Origin of the sequence: Paenibacillus sp. KACC 21273, from assembly GCF_028736095.1 — a bacterium.
GTDB lineage: Bacteria > Bacillota > Bacilli > Paenibacillales > Paenibacillaceae > Saccharibacillus > Saccharibacillus kyungheensis.
This window is the reverse complement of the sequence record NZ_CP117876.1, coordinates 3673756-3690321: the sequence shown is the minus strand read 5'-3', so window position 1 is coordinate 3690321 and position 16566 is coordinate 3673756. Positions and strand designations below refer to the sequence as shown.

The 16566-nt window shown below is 39.8% G+C and carries 15 protein-coding genes; 9 read left to right on the top strand and 6 right to left on the bottom strand.

Translation table 11 applies throughout. The features are described 5' to 3' along the window. The first annotated feature begins 66 nt into the window (after window positions 1–66). Window positions 67–876, top strand: coding sequence for a glutamate racemase (gene racE / locus PQ460_RS16185; protein ID WP_274170451.1), 810 nt, complete (start codon window positions 67–69; stop codon window positions 874–876). A 178-nt stretch (window positions 877–1054) separates the two neighbouring features. On the opposite strand, the gene mtnK is transcribed toward racE, so the two are convergent. From mtnK to PQ460_RS16165, 4 genes are all read right to left on the bottom strand, one after another. After that, window positions 1055–2269, bottom strand: a complete 1215-nt coding sequence (mtnK, locus tag PQ460_RS16180) for an S-methyl-5-thioribose kinase (protein WP_274170450.1) — start codon at window positions 2267–2269, stop codon at window positions 1055–1057. A gap of 71 nt (window positions 2270–2340) precedes the next feature. After that, window positions 2341–3327 carry an ABC transporter permease gene (locus tag PQ460_RS16175; protein WP_069327040.1) on the bottom strand — a complete coding sequence of 329 codons (987 nt, stop codon included), beginning with the start codon at window positions 3325–3327 and terminating at the stop codon, window positions 2341–2343. Continuing rightward, window positions 3324–4853 carry a sugar ABC transporter ATP-binding protein gene (locus tag PQ460_RS16170; protein WP_274170449.1) on the bottom strand — a complete coding sequence of 510 codons (1530 nt, stop codon included), beginning with the start codon at window positions 4851–4853 and terminating at the stop codon, window positions 3324–3326. The genes PQ460_RS16175 and PQ460_RS16170 overlap by 4 nt, the downstream gene beginning before the upstream one ends. A 109-nt stretch (window positions 4854–4962) precedes the next feature. Next, complete coding sequence (locus tag PQ460_RS16165; RefSeq protein WP_273615581.1) at window positions 4963–6057, bottom strand: sugar ABC transporter substrate-binding protein; 1095 nt, start codon at window positions 6055–6057, stop codon at window positions 4963–4965. Window positions 6058–6202: 145 nt separating this feature from the next. On the opposite strand from PQ460_RS16165, the gene PQ460_RS16160 reads away from it, so the two are divergent. The 7 genes from PQ460_RS16160 (at window position 6203) to PQ460_RS16130 (ending at window position 12133) form a co-directional block, all read left to right on the top strand. Then, window positions 6203–6499 (top strand): hypothetical protein, encoded by a 297-nt coding sequence (locus tag PQ460_RS16160; protein WP_274170448.1) that lies wholly within the window; start codon window positions 6203–6205, stop codon window positions 6497–6499. A 311-nt stretch (window positions 6500–6810) separates the two neighbouring features. Continuing rightward, the gene (locus tag PQ460_RS16155; RefSeq protein ID WP_274170447.1) at window positions 6811–8181 is read left to right on the top strand and encodes a hypothetical protein; all 1371 of its coding nucleotides are present in this window, start codon (window positions 6811–6813) and stop codon (window positions 8179–8181) included. A gap of 31 nt (window positions 8182–8212) precedes the next feature. Further along, the gene (locus PQ460_RS16150) at window positions 8213–10114 is read left to right on the top strand and encodes a hypothetical protein (RefSeq protein ID WP_274170446.1); all 1902 of its coding nucleotides are present in this window, start codon (window positions 8213–8215) and stop codon (window positions 10112–10114) included. Window positions 10115–10120: 6 nt separating this feature from the next. After that, window positions 10121–10759, top strand: a complete 639-nt coding sequence (locus PQ460_RS16145) for a class D sortase (RefSeq protein ID WP_274170445.1) — start codon at window positions 10121–10123, stop codon at window positions 10757–10759. Window positions 10760–10999: 240 nt separating this feature from the next. Beyond that, complete coding sequence (locus PQ460_RS16140; protein ID WP_273615585.1) at window positions 11000–11260, top strand: hypothetical protein; 261 nt, start codon at window positions 11000–11002, stop codon at window positions 11258–11260. A 306-nt stretch (window positions 11261–11566) separates the two neighbouring features. Then, on the top strand, window positions 11567–11869 hold the full coding sequence (locus PQ460_RS16135) for a heme biosynthesis protein HemY (RefSeq protein ID WP_069327047.1): 303 nt from the start codon (window positions 11567–11569) through the stop codon (window positions 11867–11869). Window positions 11870–11893: 24 nt separating this feature from the next. Beyond that, a complete protein-coding gene (locus tag PQ460_RS16130; protein WP_204824768.1) occupies window positions 11894–12133 on the top strand; it encodes a YuzB family protein in 240 nt (79 codons plus the stop codon). A gap of 129 nt (window positions 12134–12262) precedes the next feature. On the opposite strand, the gene PQ460_RS16125 is transcribed toward PQ460_RS16130, so the two are convergent. Both PQ460_RS16125 and PQ460_RS16120 read right to left on the bottom strand, forming a co-directional pair. After that, on the bottom strand, window positions 12263–14281 hold the full coding sequence (locus PQ460_RS16125; RefSeq protein ID WP_443147165.1) for an LTA synthase family protein: 2019 nt from the start codon (window positions 14279–14281) through the stop codon (window positions 12263–12265). A gap of 61 nt (window positions 14282–14342) precedes the next feature. Next, window positions 14343–15494 carry a THUMP domain-containing class I SAM-dependent RNA methyltransferase gene (locus PQ460_RS16120; protein WP_204824767.1) on the bottom strand — a complete coding sequence of 384 codons (1152 nt, stop codon included), beginning with the start codon at window positions 15492–15494 and terminating at the stop codon, window positions 14343–14345. Window positions 15495–15810: 316 nt separating this feature from the next. Here PQ460_RS16120 and PQ460_RS16115 point away from each other — a divergent pair, with 316 nt between their 5' ends. Further along, the gene (locus PQ460_RS16115; protein WP_274170444.1) at window positions 15811–16455 is read left to right on the top strand and encodes an O-methyltransferase; all 645 of its coding nucleotides are present in this window, start codon (window positions 15811–15813) and stop codon (window positions 16453–16455) included. The last annotated feature ends 111 nt before the right edge of the window (window positions 16456–16566 follow it).

Here is a 16566-nt window from a genome sequence, read left to right as displayed (position 1 = left end):
TTCACTTGCTACTAATTGTGTATACGGTATAATAGGTACAGTTTACGAAAAGGAAGCGATATGTACGTGCAACAACCGATAGCTATATTCGACTCAGGTGTGGGAGGATTAACTGTTGCTAAAGAAGTGATGCGACAACTACCACGCGAAAAAATTATTTATTTTGGAGATACAGCACGTGCACCTTATGGGCCTCGTTCTCTAGAAGAAGTGAAAGAATTCACCGAGCAAATTGTGAATTATTTGATGACCTTTCAGCCGAAGATGATTGTGATTGCTTGTAACACCGCAACGGCAGCAGCATTGGAACATATCAGTTCACAGGTATCTATACCGGTGATTGGTGTTATACATCCAGGCTCACGAGCTGCGATTAGCGCGACCAAAACAGGCTTTATCGGTGTAATCGGGACATTAGGCACGATTAACAGTGGGGCATATTCAGCCGCATTGAAGCAATTATCACCGTTTGTACAAGTGTATAGTCAGGCTTGTCCTGATTTCGTACCGTTGGTGGAACGTGGAGTGTTTTTGGATCAGGAAGCTTATGAGGTAGCTCAGCAAGTGTTAGCACCTGTGCGCAGTTATCCTATTGATTGTCTGATTCTAGGCTGTACGCATTATCCATTTCTGACCGAAGCGATCCAAGCAGCAGTCGGGCCTGATGTGAAATTGATCAATTCAGCCGAAGAGACTGCGCGCGAGATCAGTACGATTTTGTACAATAAAGGAAAACTTGCTCTTACAGAAGATCTACCTATACATGAATTTTTCTGTAGTGGAACTGCGGAGATTTTTCAACAGATTGCCCGTCAATGGTTAGGAGAGCAGATCAAGCTTACTCCAGTACTATGGCAAGTCTCGCGAATGATGTAAATGGATGATTCTATTTGCGACAAGTACATAAAAAAGCTACCTTCATGCTGTATAAGTTGAAGGTAGCTTTTTTGGTTATATTTTTATATTGGAGTACATACAATTAAAGAATAGATTAAACGTTCATCCTTATGATGAGCAGTTATCATTTATCTGAATATAGAAGTTCTGTGGTTTATTACAGTGAGGGGTGGACGATAGATGCTCCTGTAACGACCTGTTGTAGCGCCTGTACGAGTTGTGCAGGGCTTTGGTATAAAGAGCGGTTGACGATAAAGTCACGTCCTAGTGCCGCTGCATTGCGCTTAACAGTGAGTCTATAAGCATCTTCTATAATCGCTTCGATATCCCGTGCATGAGCCAACCCGAAAATGCGGCGGATTATTTCACTTCCAGCAAATCCAACAGCATCTTCAAAAATATGCTGTAACTGATATTCCAGATAACCCTCGATAGATGCAAAATCTTCTACATTGTTCTGTTGCCATAGAGTAGAAAAGGTGTCTACAAATACATCCCATACATTGGTGATATGGAATAAGAGAGCATCCCGTCCATCTTCTTCACGAGCGAGCGCAGACAATAATGTGTTTGCTATAAAGAGCCCAATATCGAATCCAATCGGCCCGTAAAAAGCAAATTCGGGATCGATCACTTTCGTTTCTTCGTCACTAGCGAAAATACTTCCTGTATGCAGATCACCATGTAACAATGCTTCCGCATGAGTGATAAATGTCTGCTTTAACTTTGCCGCTTCAAGTAAAAGGGATTGATCTCCCCATATCTGTTCAGCAATGGGACGCAGTATAGGTTCTACATCATTTGTCTCATGGTCGAATAGAGGATACGTAAACACAAAGTTTTCTGTAATTTTACACAATTCAGGATTATGAAATTGTAATGCAAGTTCGCGCTTCTCTTGCGGACCCATAGCAAAATCTGAAGTTGCAAACAGAGTCTTTGCCAAAAATTCACCAATATGTGTAGACAGCAGTGGATAGGTAGAGCCACTAGCTAATCCAGTACGTACAATCGTGAGATGAGACAAGTCTTCCATCACTGTAATAGCATAAGTAGGATCAGTATAATAAATTTCAGGTACATATTGAGGAACATGTTTGGCAAAATGTCGTAACGCTTCACTTTCAATCACAGCCCGATTCAGTGTCAAAGGCCATCCTTCACCAATCACACGTACATAAGGAAGAGCTTGCTTAATAATAATGCCACGCTTAGCCGCAGGTTCGGTGATTCGAAAAACCATATTCAGATTACCATCCCCAATCTCGTGACAGATAAGATCAGCATCTGCGCTGAAAAGTTCTAATGTTTTGGCAAGGGCGATTGCGGTTGTTTCTGTTAGTGCTTCATATGATGGTTCAGAACGAGTCATCCTGTATATCCTCCTCATAGAAAAGATTTGACTTAGTACAATGCTAATTGATCATTTATAAAAAAGAAATCTTATACTTTTTGCCGTTTACGATGAACAAAAGTTACTGCCAAAGCGAGAACAAGTACTGCTCCTTTGATAATATCTGTTGTGTAATACTGCACATGAAGCATAGTCATACCGTTAACCAGTACACCCATTAATACAGCACCGAAAAAAGTACCGATTACATTCGGACGACCTGCACCGAATACCGAATAGCCGACAAAAACAGCCGCTAGCGCATCCATTTGCATCGATGATCCTGCATCAATCTGGCCGGAACCTACACGAGCTGCAAATAGAATTCCGCCTACCGCTGCAAACACACCGGAAGCCACATAAGCAAGAGTACGTACACGATTCACCCGCAATCCAGATAAGCGAGCCGCTTCTTCATTGCTACCTGTCATAATCATTTGCCGTCCACCACGTGTATATTTGAAAAATAAGTGCATACCAATTACGGCAACCAGCATCAGAATAACTGGAAAAGGAACGCCCAACAATTTACCCTGACCAATCCAGAGAAACGAATCCAACATTACCCCGGGCGCTTTGGTTCCATCTTGAAATTGCATATTATTGTAGATCGAGTAGCCTTTGGTATACGTTCGATGAATTCCGCTGACGATATACATTACAGCTAACGTTGCCAGTAGATCAGGAATCCGAATTTTGACAATTAAAAAGGAATTCAATAAGCCTACTAGAGCACCAATAATCAACGGAACAATCAATACTAAAATCAATGGCATCTGGTGCCAGACCATCATTGCCGCCACTACAACAGTAGTCAGCGATACTGTCGATCCAGCAGAAAGATCGAATCCATCAACCGTAAGTGAGATCGTAATGCCTATCGCTACAAATGTAACAATCGAAATCGAACGTAAAATATCGCTTATATTGTTGTATGTGAAAAAGTGTTGATTATAAATAGAGAAAAACAGTAATACCAATCCGATAAAGATTAAAGCTCCATAACGATACGAAAACTGAGCGATTTTGTGGTTCATACAAGTTCCTCCCGGCCAGCGCTGGCATAGTATAACAATTCTTGTTGTGAAGCTTCTCCATAAGCAAAAGATTTCATGATTTTACCGTCACACATCACGAGAATACGATCAGCCAGCCCGATCGCTTCTTCAAATTCACATGTGAGATAGAGTATTCCTTTTCCTTGAGCCGCTAATTCTCCGATCACTTTGAAAATATCACGTTTGGCACCAATGTCGACCCCTTTGGTCGGTTCATCTAATATAAAAAGTTCAGCATCGGTCTGCATCCATTTTCCGATCGCTACTTTTTGCTGATTTCCTCCACTAAGATAGCCTGTTAATTGCTGGTCAGACGATGTTTTGATACCTAGCGATTGAATCAATTGATCCCCATGCTGTTTTTCGGCTGATTTGGAGACTATACCAAGATTCGTAATTTTTTTTAATACAGGCAAGCTTAAATTATGCAATACTGATTCTTTGACCAGAATACCTTCTTTGCGACGTTCTTCAGGAACAAGCACGATGCCAGAGCTGACTGCATGATAAGGAGTTTTGGAATGAATAGCACGACCATTTAATTGAATCGATCCTCGTTCCGGTTGATCTGCTCCGAATAAGAGTTTAGACAATTCTGTTTTGCCTGCTCCGACTAACCCCACTACAGCAACCACTTCACCACGCCGAACATCAAGATCAACCCCTTGCACATAGCGACCTGCCGCAAGATCAGATACGATTAGTAAAGGTTCACCAATCGGTACAAATGTTTTGGGATATTCTTCTGCAAAAGCTCTACCGAGCATAGAGTGTACCACTTCATTAGCATTTGTCTCTGCTGTAAGAACAGTACTTACTTTTTTGCCATCACGCATCACTGTAATCTTATCGCACACTCTGAAAATTTCAGGTAATCGATGAGAGATAAAAATAACGCCAATCCCCTGTGCTTTGAGGTCTTCCATAATAGTAAATAAGCGCTCTGCTTCTTCCATACTAAGTGGAGCTGTCGGTTCATCGAAAATAACGAATTTGGCTTGTTCTGCCATAATACGTGCAATTAATACTAACTGCTTTTCGGCTAACGATAATTCGCTCACAGGCTGACGGGCTGAAATAGCAAATCCAAGTTTTTGTAAAATATCTTCAGCTTGTCGGTATATCGATTTCCAATGCAGAATCGGACTACCTTGAGAAGAAGTCAGACGACTTAATAAAATATTTTCGGCTACCGACAACTGCGGAATAAGCGAAGTATCCACTTCTTGATACACACACTGAATACCGGCTTGCTTGGCGGCGGCTGGGGAATCAATATGAACTTGCTGACCATTAATCACAATCTGACCCTGATCTGCTGTATAAGCGCCGGACAAAATTTTCATTAGTGTGCTTTTGCCAGCACCATTAGCACCGAGTAGAGCATGAATCTCGCCGCTACCCACTGTAAATTCAACATCAGTTAATGCAGGCACATTAGCAAATGATTTGTAGATTCCGCTCATCACCAGACTGCTAGATGATGGTTCGATCGAAGTAGTCATCGGATTCTTCCTTTCTTAATCGTTATTCCATATAGACAAAATCCGGATCGGTCTCCTAAGAAACCGCCGGAATTGGAGTCTACTGTGAAGTAGAAAAAAGTATATTTAATTATTTGCCAGCGACAGATTTTTCAAGTGCTTTTAGGTTATCTGTATTGCCTTGATCACTTTCACCCCAGCCTTTTACATATTCATTCAGGTCGGCTGTTGTTACTTTTTTATCTTTTGGTAGATCATCACGCTGTACATAGACAGGTTCCAATTCTACTTTTTCATCTTTTGTATTTCCATCGAATTTTTGGTACAAATAACGAACTTGTACACGTCCGATCGTTGTTGGATCTACAGCAGCAGAAGCGATCCATGGACTATTTTTATCTTGAATCAATGCTAAGTCTTCATCACTAAGATCAATACCATATACTTTGATCTCATCGCGTCCAGCTTGCTTAATCGCATTACTTGCTCCTTTAGCAAATTCGTCCCATGCTGCCCAGACAGCTGTAATATCACCTTTGTTCGGATATTGTTTTAAAATAGCTTCCATCTGAGTCTGTGCATCTAGTTGGGCATTGTCTGCTGTACCGAAAGCAGCGATTTCTTTAATGTCAGGATATTTAGCTTGAAACGCTTTATAGGAAATTTGACGAGATTCCATAGGAGGGAAGCCAGCTACCCAGATTTTTACAATATTGCCTTTACCATTTGCATCTTTAGCAAGTTGGTCTAACGTTAACTCTGCCATTTTTTGATCATTTTGAGCTAGATTAGTGACACCTTGTACACCATCTAATGCAGAGTCAAATGCAACGATAGGAATATTGGCTTGGACTGCTTTTTGCACACCCATTGTTAGTGCCCCTGCATCACCATGATCTAGTAAAATTCCATCAAATTCACCTTGATTGACAGCCGCATCAAGAGCAGATGCCATTTTACTAAGATCATTATCTGCTGTAATGACTGTGACTGTACCGCCGTATTTCGCTACTTGATCTTTTACACCATCGACATATTGAGCGGAAAATGTACCATTGTTCAAACGCATAATCAAAGCGATATTTTTACCTTTAAGTGGCTGATCTGTAGATGAACCTGTAGCAGCCGTATCGTTACTAGCTGCACCGTTGCCGCAAGCACTTAAAGCGAGCACCAGAACTACCATTAATGTAAGCAAGCTAGCAAACTTTGAACTTTTTTTCATTTTCTTTTCCCCCTGTACATAATCGCTTTAAAGCTTTCAAGTAATTTATAATGTTAAAATTTAATATAGAAGCTAAAACCAAGTATGTCAATGGGTTTTATTTTATTTGATGATTTTTGTCGAAAAAATGCAGTTTGAATATGACGTGAAAGACAGTATTTTGGGTTTTCGAGGTGCAGTTCATTCCTTACTTCATAGCTATTTTTATTGTTCTATTTTAAAAAAGAAAAAAGTAGACGATGATGTTTCAGCAACAGATAGTATTCTAGGAGATGATCTGAATCTGAACATTTTGAACAACAAAGAATCAGAGTCTGAAAATATGGATAGCGAATCAAGTTCTGCACTTCAAGCATCAGGAACTGATACAGTATTCGGAGACGATATAGACTTCGATCTTTTGAGTAATAGCGAAGTGACAACAGACACGTATACGAAATAAAAGAAATCAAATAAGATATCATAACTCATATGTTGTATTATCTAAATCACCAAAAACCCCTTCAAGACGTTGGAGAGGTTTTGACGTATTAACCAGCATTTTATATAGATATCGGCTATAGACGCAATACGAATAACAATATGCTTAAAGTATGCGATAAGAATAAATATTAATCCTAAAAAAGTATAAAAATGGATATCAATGAGTAACCTAAAGGGTAATATATAAGTAATTAAAACTTTAACTGTTGTAATAATTGTCTAAACATAGTTGTCTCAACATTCTTATATAGAAAGGAGGTGAAAGCTCCTATGAAATATCGAGTCTTAGCTTTATTGATTGCTTTGTTTTTATATTATTTTACTCATCATGATATCGCACGTGCACATGGAGAAGTGCCTGATCCAGAATCGTCTTCAACTCAGACATCATCCACTGGTAATGACTCCTCGAAGTCAACACCAAGTCTAGTCGGCAATATAGTAAATAAAACAACAAGTACAGTTACAGATGTAGTACAAGACACCGTCAAAGGTACAACCGAGACTGTCGACAAAACAGTAGATAATGTAGCCAACACAGTAACAGATACTACAACTCAAGTATCTACAACTGTAGATCAAGTTACGACAGACGTAGATAAAGTTGTCAAAGATGCTGTAGATATCCCTGCTGATGTTATTACAGAGGTAGATAAAGCAGCAAAAGGACAATCTTCTGACGTACTGGGTAGTGTAACTTCTTCTGTAGACCAAACTGTAAACAATGTTACAGGAACAGTACAACATACAGTTGGAAATACAACCAATACAGTAACAGGTGTTATTGAATCTACTGTTCAAACTGCTAGTGATGCTGTGACTTCTGTTGTAGATACAACGACAACCGTTATCCCAGAAGTAGTACCTGTTGTTCCAGATGTACCGGTGATCCATCTTCCGCCGATTGTACCGCAGCTTCCAGTAGAAGTTACACCTACTCCGGTACCGGATGATGTGATAGCACCAACTCCATCTAAGAACACCAATACAACCCACCATACTCAGAAAAATAGTACTCAAGGTAATCCGGAAATCACACCATCTTTACAACCGGCTCTACCTGCTGTCCCATCGGTTCATAAAGCAACCCAGTCCCCATCAGCAGAGGCAGTACAATCTTCACCGATTCATGAGTCTAACGATAAAGATCCACAAGCTATGATTGCATCAATTCAGAAAGGTACAACACAATATGTACCTGTAGTCCCACAGCCAGTACAACCAAAAGGAAAACCTCAGTATCCTGCATCCAAAACAACTGCTGTACCATTGGATGAGACCGTATCGAATGTATCGGATACAGATGTTGCTACAGCTCAAGCAATAGTTCAATCTCAATCAGAGAATATTCCTGTTATTTCAAGTGAACAAGGTACACAACCCGTTTCTCCAGCAGCAGCCATCTGGCTTGACGTTAAAGGTATTCAAGGATTAATCGTTGCAGGTTCTTCGAATGTATCAGAACCGTCTAATAGTAATACTTCCAATTCGCAAAATGTATTTGTCAATAATCGTTTGGCTAATTGGAAGCATTATCGTATCCATCTTTTAACGTATCGTGCTCAATCTGAGCATGGCAGTAATCAATGGACACATGCACCACCAGGACAGCCACCACAGCAAGCTCCCTATTTTATTTGAAAAAATAAAAAATTAAAGGGAGCGATTAACAATGAAATGGTCAATGAAAACAATGGTAGCGACAGGTTGTCTAGCGGCGGTATTGGGATGGTCACAAGGAACAGTATCAGCAGATTCAACAAGTGATGCATTAGTACATGTTGATCTTCAGCACGATGAATCTTCTTCAAGTACTGTTCAGGTTGGTATTTTGCAAAATAAAAATACGTCATCTTCAACAGACACTGCTGAATCGAATGCAGTGATTAGTATCCAGACAGAAGATACTATATTGGGTGATGAACTAGACGTTGATATTTTGCCAGAAGATCATACAACTACAGCAACTGATCAACAAGATCATCAAGCTGTACTGGATGTGACAGGAACAGATAGTATCGTAGCAGACGACTTGCATGTTGGTGTATTGGATCAACACAACCAATCCATTAACAACAGTACCAATGACCATGACGCAGTAGTCGAAGTAAGCGGAACGGATACTATTGTCGGCGATGACTTACACGTAGGCGTATTAGATAACAACGATTCGTCTACAGACACTACGGATAGCAATCACGAAGCTTTAGTGGAAGTGAGTGGAACTGACACTGTAGTCGGAGACGACTTACACGTAGGCGTATTAGATAACAACGATTCGTCTACAGACACTACGGATAGCAATCACGAAGCTTTAGTGGAAGTGAGTGGAACGGACACCGTAGTGGGCGACGACTTACATGTCGGAGTGTTAGACAACACTAATTCATCTACTGACACTACAGATAGCAACCATGAAGCTGTGGTCGAAGTAAGTGGAACTGACACTGTGGTAGGAGACGACCTACATGTCGGAGTGTTAGACAACACTAATTCATCTACTGACACTACAGATACCAACCATGAAGCTGTGGTCGAAGTAAGTGGAACGGACACTGTAGTCGGCGATGACTTACATGTAGGCGTATTAGATAACAATAATTCATCTACCGACAACACAGATACTAACCAACAAGCTGTTGTGCAAGTAGCGACAACTGATCTGATTGTAGATGCGATAGACCTTTCTATTTTGGAAAATAACAGTCATCAAAATGCAGAAGGTCAAACAGACCGTTCTTCTCTTATTTCAGTAGGGTTACTGGATAATGTATTGCCTGGTATCGATGTAGCTGTATTGGAAAATGTAACATTTACACCAACACTAAATACAGACGATCCAGATACGACAACTCCAGACAACAATACACCGACGGTTCCACAACAACCAGATAACAATAACGGTAATGGAACAGAAGGTAATACAGGAAATAATGGGAATAACGGAAATGGTAATAATAACAGCAATAATAATAGCAACGATAATGATACAACAAGTGGAAATAGTAATAATGGCTCCAATCCTAACAACAATACAGGCAGTACCAGTGACAACTCTAATGGAAACACTGGCAATAATAGCGGCACAGCTAGTACAAATAATGGCATTTCATCTGCAAGTAATGGTAGTCGTGTACCTGTAGATGTATCTAGTGATAGTGCACCATCTAACCCTGTTCCTACTAACACTGGATCATCTACTGTAACAACAACGTCTACTACTGATCCTAGTCCAGTAATGATCGACGATATGGAAGCAATAGCTTTACCATCCGATAATATCAATACAAATCAACCGAATCGTGTAATTACAGCTTCTGCCGATGTACCACAATTGGTATCTTTATCTACAGATCGCTCTTCACAGCCAGAGCGTGGAGTCGTCACTGCGGCTACTGTAAATTCTAACAACGCAGATGCTACAACCAATATGTCTACACCGTCTTTGTCTGTTTTGCCAAAAACAGGAGAATGGGCAGACTCGACAGTACTTTACACCCTAGGTAGCTTGATGGTGATACTCGGATGGATCGTTCGTCGTCGTTCTTTACGCTTTGGTCGTCAAGGACGGTGAGCAGGAATGTCCCAATTTGTAGCTAGATGTGGAACGTTATTATTATTGCTAGGTATAGCGACGATTGGCTATACACTGTATTCCAACTGGCATACGAATCAAGTACAAGCTTCACTCAAGCAGACGTTTGCTACAGGATTGGATCAAGGTAGAGAAGTAGAAGCTAAGATACAATCTGTGGCAAGCAAAAGTAATAACAATAAGCAAACATCTACGATCAGTCAAAATGTAAATGGTCTTCGTGTACAGGGAATCCTTACTGTTCCTAAGTTGAATCTGGAAGCAGCTATTGTAGAAGGCGCTGATCCAGAACAATTACAATCTGCTCTAGGGCATATTCGTGGTGGTGGCGAAGCAGGGCAGATTAATAGCAATTATTCTATTGCAGGTCACCGTTCCAGTCGATATGGCAAGTTTTTTAATCGTCTGCATGAATTGAATAAGCATGATGCTTTTCAGTTACAGACATCCACAGGTAAGTATGCTTATCAGGTCTACGATATTCAGATTGTAGAACCGGATCAAGTCGAAGTACTACAACCTGAATCTGGCCAATCGATTGTGACGCTGATTACTTGCTACCCTGATCACTCCAGTCAATACCGTCTTATTGTCAAAGGAAAACTCGTCTCACAATCAACGTAATAAGTAGCACAGATAGAGAGAATAGGTTTGTAGATGCAAGATCATAAAATAGACTAAGGCTTTCTTCGAGTACTATAACGAAGAAAGCCTTTTTTGTGAGGAGGGCTATAGATATTGGCAATTTTAGAACAGGTTCTTATAGAAAATTGAAACTTTTTGATTAGTTTACCGTAATACTAGAGCAAGACGCTAAAAGTGTCGGTAGATATTGGTTTGTTATAGAAAAGGGAGAGATGGATTGTGAAATGGAATCGATTTTTTTCGTTACAACAATGGGCGCATGTATTTAAAAGACTGCCAAGCTTGTTAACCTCCCGGGAATTACCTCTAGGAGAAAAATTATTGTTTCTTATACCTGTGTTAACGTATTGGGTGTTGCCTGATGTAATGCCGTTTATGCCTATAGATGATATTGGAGTAACTTTATTAATGATGAACTGGTTCGTAACCCGGGCAGAACGAAAAACAGCAATGGTCTATGAACACAAGAAACTTCGCTAAGTAAAGTATTCAAATTGTGAATAGCATCATAGTTCACTGTTCCAAGTCTATTTTTATAGTAGAATAAAATAAAGAGCGCTTGCAGTTCTAAGCGCTCTTAGTCTTGCGTATTGCGCAGTAGAGCTATACAATAGTATAGGTTAAAGTTACGGAATAAGTATCTGAACCGATCATGAATGTTGAAGTAAAGGAAACCCAAAAAGTAGTATTGGGTTCATTTCTTTTTCAAAAAAGAATATAATGGTCGGATATTCCAAATATGGTTCCTGCATATAGCAGGCTAGTCGATGAAGAGGAGCTGATCTTATGAAAGTCAAAATTACACGTAATGCAGCGAAAGTGATTCAAGCTGAATTGGATAAACCCGAAAATGAAGGTCTAAAATTGCGCGTATTTATTACGAATTCTCATGGTGATCATGTTCATTATGGTATGGATTTAGGTCAACCAGAAGGTGCAGAAGAATTAGTAAGCACAGATAAAGAAATTGATGTAGCTGTAGATCCAAATGAATCCTGGTTAGATGGAATCAAGATTGATTATTTATATTTGCCAGAAGAAGGCTTCGTTATTACTAACCCTTCCAAAGGCAATCATGGCGATCACTAAGACCGCTATAGAAGGGAAAGTATAATGGCTAACGATATTCGCGTATGTGATAAATGCAATCATGTTCGCTTGAAAACGATGATTCCAAAGTTGGAAAAAATGGCTCCTGATGCTGAAATTAAAATAGGATGTAAATCGTACTGTGGGCCTTGTGGCAAGCGTGCTTTTGTCTATATTAACGGTCGCTATGTCAGTGCACCTACAGAAGATGAAGTTCTAGAAAAAGCATCTAAATTCATTAAAAAACCATCTGTGCAAGCATAATCATTAGGAATAAAAATAGAAAAGCCTTTGTCAATCACACGATAATGTGTAGATCGACAAAGGCTTTTTTTGTTGAACTATCTATCTGTTGTGAATCTACGAGCGAATAGACTATACACTCACAACAAATTATTTAGATGTTGAAGATTTAGCTTCATGAAATTGACGAATCAGATCGTACGTGATGAGTTCATCCGATATATTGAGTCGTTTCTGTGCTTCATCATAACTTGAACGAGCTTGCTCCACATCGGTCACTTCACGTGTTTTCATATCATAAGCAGTACCATTTTCAAATATGCCATCTGCTGAAGGAATATAAAATACTTTGCCATCGGTAAATGCACCGGTACGTAAGACGACAAGTTTATCTTCTTTCTGATTGAACATATCGTTACCCATCAGATAATAAGAGCTCGCTTGAATACCGAGTAAATGCAAGATCGAAGGCGTCATATCTAACTGCCCGGCAGGTTCATTATAAGTACCTGCATGACGATCATCCGGCAAATGAACAAGCATTGGCACTTGATTCATCAATTGTTCCATATCCAGATCCGATAAAGAACGACCTAGAAATTCTTCCATCGGTTCTTTTTCTTTTAATGAATTGTCATGATCTCCATAGAACATAAGAATCGTTTTATCCCATAATCCATTGTCTTTCATTTCTTGTTCCATTTCACCTAATGCGGCATCAACATAATGAAGTGATTGAATATAATCACCGAATGTCGTTCCGCTTAGATCGCCCATATCTAACTCTTGGACAGAAGCAGGCAAGCTAAATGGATGATGGCTGGATAAAGTGATCAAAAAAGAGTAAAACGGTTGTTTCAACTCTGTCATTTTATCAAGCGATTGACGGAAAAAGGATTTGTCGCCAAGAGACCAGCCAAGTGGTTCATCGATCGTAAAATCAGGCTTGCTGTAAAAAGTATCGTAGCCCATATTTTGATACATGATTGACCGATTCCAGAAGCTACTTTCATAAGCATGGAATACATTCGTACTGTAATCTTTGCTTTTGAGTATTTTGGGTAACGTATCAAATTCATGATCAGGATAACGGATAAATACCGAACCTGTCGGTAGCGGATGAAGAGAAGCATTAGAAGCCATATCAGCATCGGATGTACGACCTTGACCGGTCTGATGATAATACTGGTTAAAATACATACTTTTTTTCATCAAGCGATTAATATTCGGTGTGATTTCTTGTCCATTGTAGCTTTTGCCAATCACAAAATTCATAAAGGCTTCACCTTGAACTACAATCACATTTTTACCTTTATAAGCACCAAATAGATCATCATCACCTGCTTTGGATCTAGTGGCTTGTTTGGCATCGAACCATTGTTTAACTTCATCTGTTTTGTCTGTCGACAATTGATCTTGAGGTCCAAAATGATCATCAGCATATCGATAAGCATCATATCCATGAAAAGCAAGTAGACCGGTTACATTGTAAAGAGACATATTCCACCAGTTCCCTACAAATAGTCCTGTTGCCCATGTAGATGTAGCAAATTTGATCGGCCCTACTGTCAATACCAGACCAAGCACAAATACAATCATTCCTTGGACAAACCGTTTGGAAAAGCGCTTGGACAAACGATCATTATACATAGAGGAATGCTGGCGATTTGATGAATAATATCGCGGAGTGCGTCTACGTATACGACGTACCAGCAAAAATAACCCAACAAGTAACAACGCAATCCAATCTGCAAACATCCATATATCTTCTACATAGATCAATTCCCAGATACTATCTCCAAGCGAGTCGACTTGACCTGCTTGCAACAATACAGGAATCGTGATGAAATCTTGAAAATAACGGAAATAAACCAGATCTGAAAAAATTAAAAAAGTTAACAATACATCTAATACAATCAAAGCAATAATCCGTCCACGATACGGCAAAAAGATCGTCCAAAAAGAGGCAAGCATAATAGAACCCACAGCCGTAACCACATCAAGTGGATTCATATCAATATTTTGCAGATGCAAATGACTATGCAAAATGACTAATTTGGTCAGCATTAGGATAATAAAAATTATATAATCTATTCGACTAAACGACACCAGCCACTTCAGGCGATCAAGCCAACTGCCACGCTCTGAACGAGAAGTTAAGTATGGCAAAGCCAGACCTCCTTACGGTTGAAAAATAAATCAAACGAATCTGATTTGTATAACACGTTGGTTATGCTTCTACTTTGGGTTGACGAGGAGGCAAAGGTCCAAGATATTGAAGGAATTGACATTCAATCCGTCCATTGTATAGTTTGCGACGTTTGTCTGCTTTACGACCGAAATATTGTTCGAATTGACGGGTCGGACTGATTGCAAATACAGACCAATCAGGTAAATAAATCGTGGCACGTCCTAGATCACGAATCATTTTTTCGACTTCTTTTACTTCACTTAGACGCTCACCATAAGGAGGGTTGGTGATAATACAACCGAATTTACCTTGTGGTTGAACGCGAGATACAGGCATAACTTTAAATTCGATCTCGTTACCAAGCCCTGCACTTTTTGCACAAGCTTGAGCAATTTCGATCGCTTCTGGATCAATATCACTACCGACTAATTGTAAAGGTACATCGTCTTTGACAGCATCATAAGCTTCGTCACGTGCTTGTTCCCACAGCTCATCAGGAATAATCGACCAACCTTCAGAAGGGAATGAACGACGAAGTCCAGGAGCAATATTCCAACCGATCATCGCAGCTTCAATCAATAATGTACCTGAACCACAGAATGGATCATATAACGGACGGTGAGGACCCCAGCGACTAAGTAACACTAACGCAGCGGCTAATGTTTCTTTAAGCGGTGCTTCTGTTGCATGTTTGCGATAGCCCCGTTTGTGAAGAGAAGGACCTGTTGTATCCAAAGTCAGCAAAGCGATATCATCATATAAAGAGACATCTAATTTGTATAATGCACCATCTTCAGGGAACCATTCGGTGTTATACGTTAATTTGAGCTTTTCAACAACCGCTTTTTTCACAATACCCTGACTTGCAGGAACACTGCTTAGTTGAGATTTTTGCGAACGACCGGATACAGGGAATTCACCATCAGCAGGGATAAATTGATCCCATGGTAAAGCTTTGGTGCCTTCAAATAATTCATCAAAAGTGGTAGCTTTGAACTCGCCCATTTTGATCAATACACGATCAGCAGTACGCAACCAGTAATTACAACGGCAAATATCAGCAAAGTCACCACTGAAAGTAACACGTCCATTTTCAGTTTGAGTATCATGATAACCGAGTAATTTTAATTCTCTTGCGACTACAGCTTCAAGTCCCATCGGACAAGTCGCTATTAATTTCAATTCTTTCATTTTACAATGTCAACTCCATTTAAACTTGTAGGGTAGTTCCGAAAACCATACAATCTAGTATAGGTGAATGAGGCTATACTTACAAACGTTTCTATGCCAATATAAATAAAATAAATAGGCATCATTTGAGGGCATATCGCTATTTTAAAAAGCATATTGCGCTTATATACGTGATTGTATAGGATAAGGTACTCCGCACATATTGATTTTAATTTCTATTGTAACAGGTTAACGCCATGTAAAACCAAACAAAAATGATCAACAGACTATAAAATGATAACCAGTGATCATAATATCCAAAGGAGAAATCAAGATAATGACAGAACAATCATTGCCAGATGCTGAACAATATATGGATGAATTGCTTCAAGAAGATCCATTATTAATTCAAATCAAACAAACGATTCGTGAAAAAGGAATGCCAGAAGTGTCCGTAGCACCTGGATATGGTCGACTATTAACGATGCTCGTACAGTTAGCACGTGCAGAACAAGTGCTTGAGATCGGAGCGCTTGGTGGCTACAGCGGTGTCTGTCTTGGTAGAGGATTAACATCTACAGGTCACATTACTTCATTAGAATTACAAGCAGATTATGCAGAACTTGCCAGACAACATATGACACTTGCCGGTTTGGGAGATCAAGTTGAATATCGAATTGGCGAAGCGATCCATAGTCTGGAGCAATTGAAGCAAGAAGGAAGACAGTTTGACTTCTTTTTTATCGACGCAGACAAAGGGAATTATTTGAACTATTTGGAATATGCGATTACATTGGCTCGCCCGGGAGCGATTATTGCCGGTGATAATCTGTTATTGCGTGGACGTACACTGAACCCAGACAAAAATGGACCTGCTGTACAAGCAGTACGTGAGTTCAACCGTCGTATGGTGACTGATCCTAGACTTACTGGAACGCTGTTACCTGCTTACGATGGATTAGCATTAGCAATGGTCAAATAGATCAACGGATATAGAACTACTTTGATAAAAGAACCATCTGATTTCTTCTGGTTATCTTATAGAAGAGATCGGATGGTTCTTTGTGTGTCATATCGAATCATAATTAAATCG

Coding starts and splice junctions, on each gene's coding strand:
- PQ460_RS16120 (WP_204824767.1), bottom strand. CDS start 15,494: ATGAAAGAATTGAAATTAATAGCGACTTGTCCGATGGGACTTGAAGCT.
- PQ460_RS16175 (WP_069327040.1), bottom strand. CDS start 3,327: ATGAACCACAAAATCGCTCAGTTTTCGTATCGTTATGGAGCTTTAATC.
- PQ460_RS16135 (WP_069327047.1), top strand. CDS start 11,567: ATGAAAGTCAAAATTACACGTAATGCAGCGAAAGTGATTCAAGCTGAA.
- PQ460_RS16145 (WP_274170445.1), top strand. CDS start 10,121: ATGTCCCAATTTGTAGCTAGATGTGGAACGTTATTATTATTGCTAGGT.
- PQ460_RS16155 (WP_274170447.1), top strand. CDS start 6,811: ATGAAATATCGAGTCTTAGCTTTATTGATTGCTTTGTTTTTATATTAT.
- PQ460_RS16130 (WP_204824768.1), top strand. CDS start 11,894: ATGGCTAACGATATTCGCGTATGTGATAAATGCAATCATGTTCGCTTG.
- PQ460_RS16170 (WP_274170449.1), bottom strand. CDS start 4,853: ATGACTACTTCGATCGAACCATCATCTAGCAGTCTGGTGATGAGCGGA.
- PQ460_RS16165 (WP_273615581.1), bottom strand. CDS start 6,057: ATGAAAAAAAGTTCAAAGTTTGCTAGCTTGCTTACATTAATGGTAGTT.
- PQ460_RS16115 (WP_274170444.1), top strand. CDS start 15,811: ATGACAGAACAATCATTGCCAGATGCTGAACAATATATGGATGAATTG.
- PQ460_RS16150 (WP_274170446.1), top strand. CDS start 8,213: ATGAAATGGTCAATGAAAACAATGGTAGCGACAGGTTGTCTAGCGGCG.
- mtnK (WP_274170450.1), bottom strand. CDS start 2,269: ATGACTCGTTCTGAACCATCATATGAAGCACTAACAGAAACAACCGCA.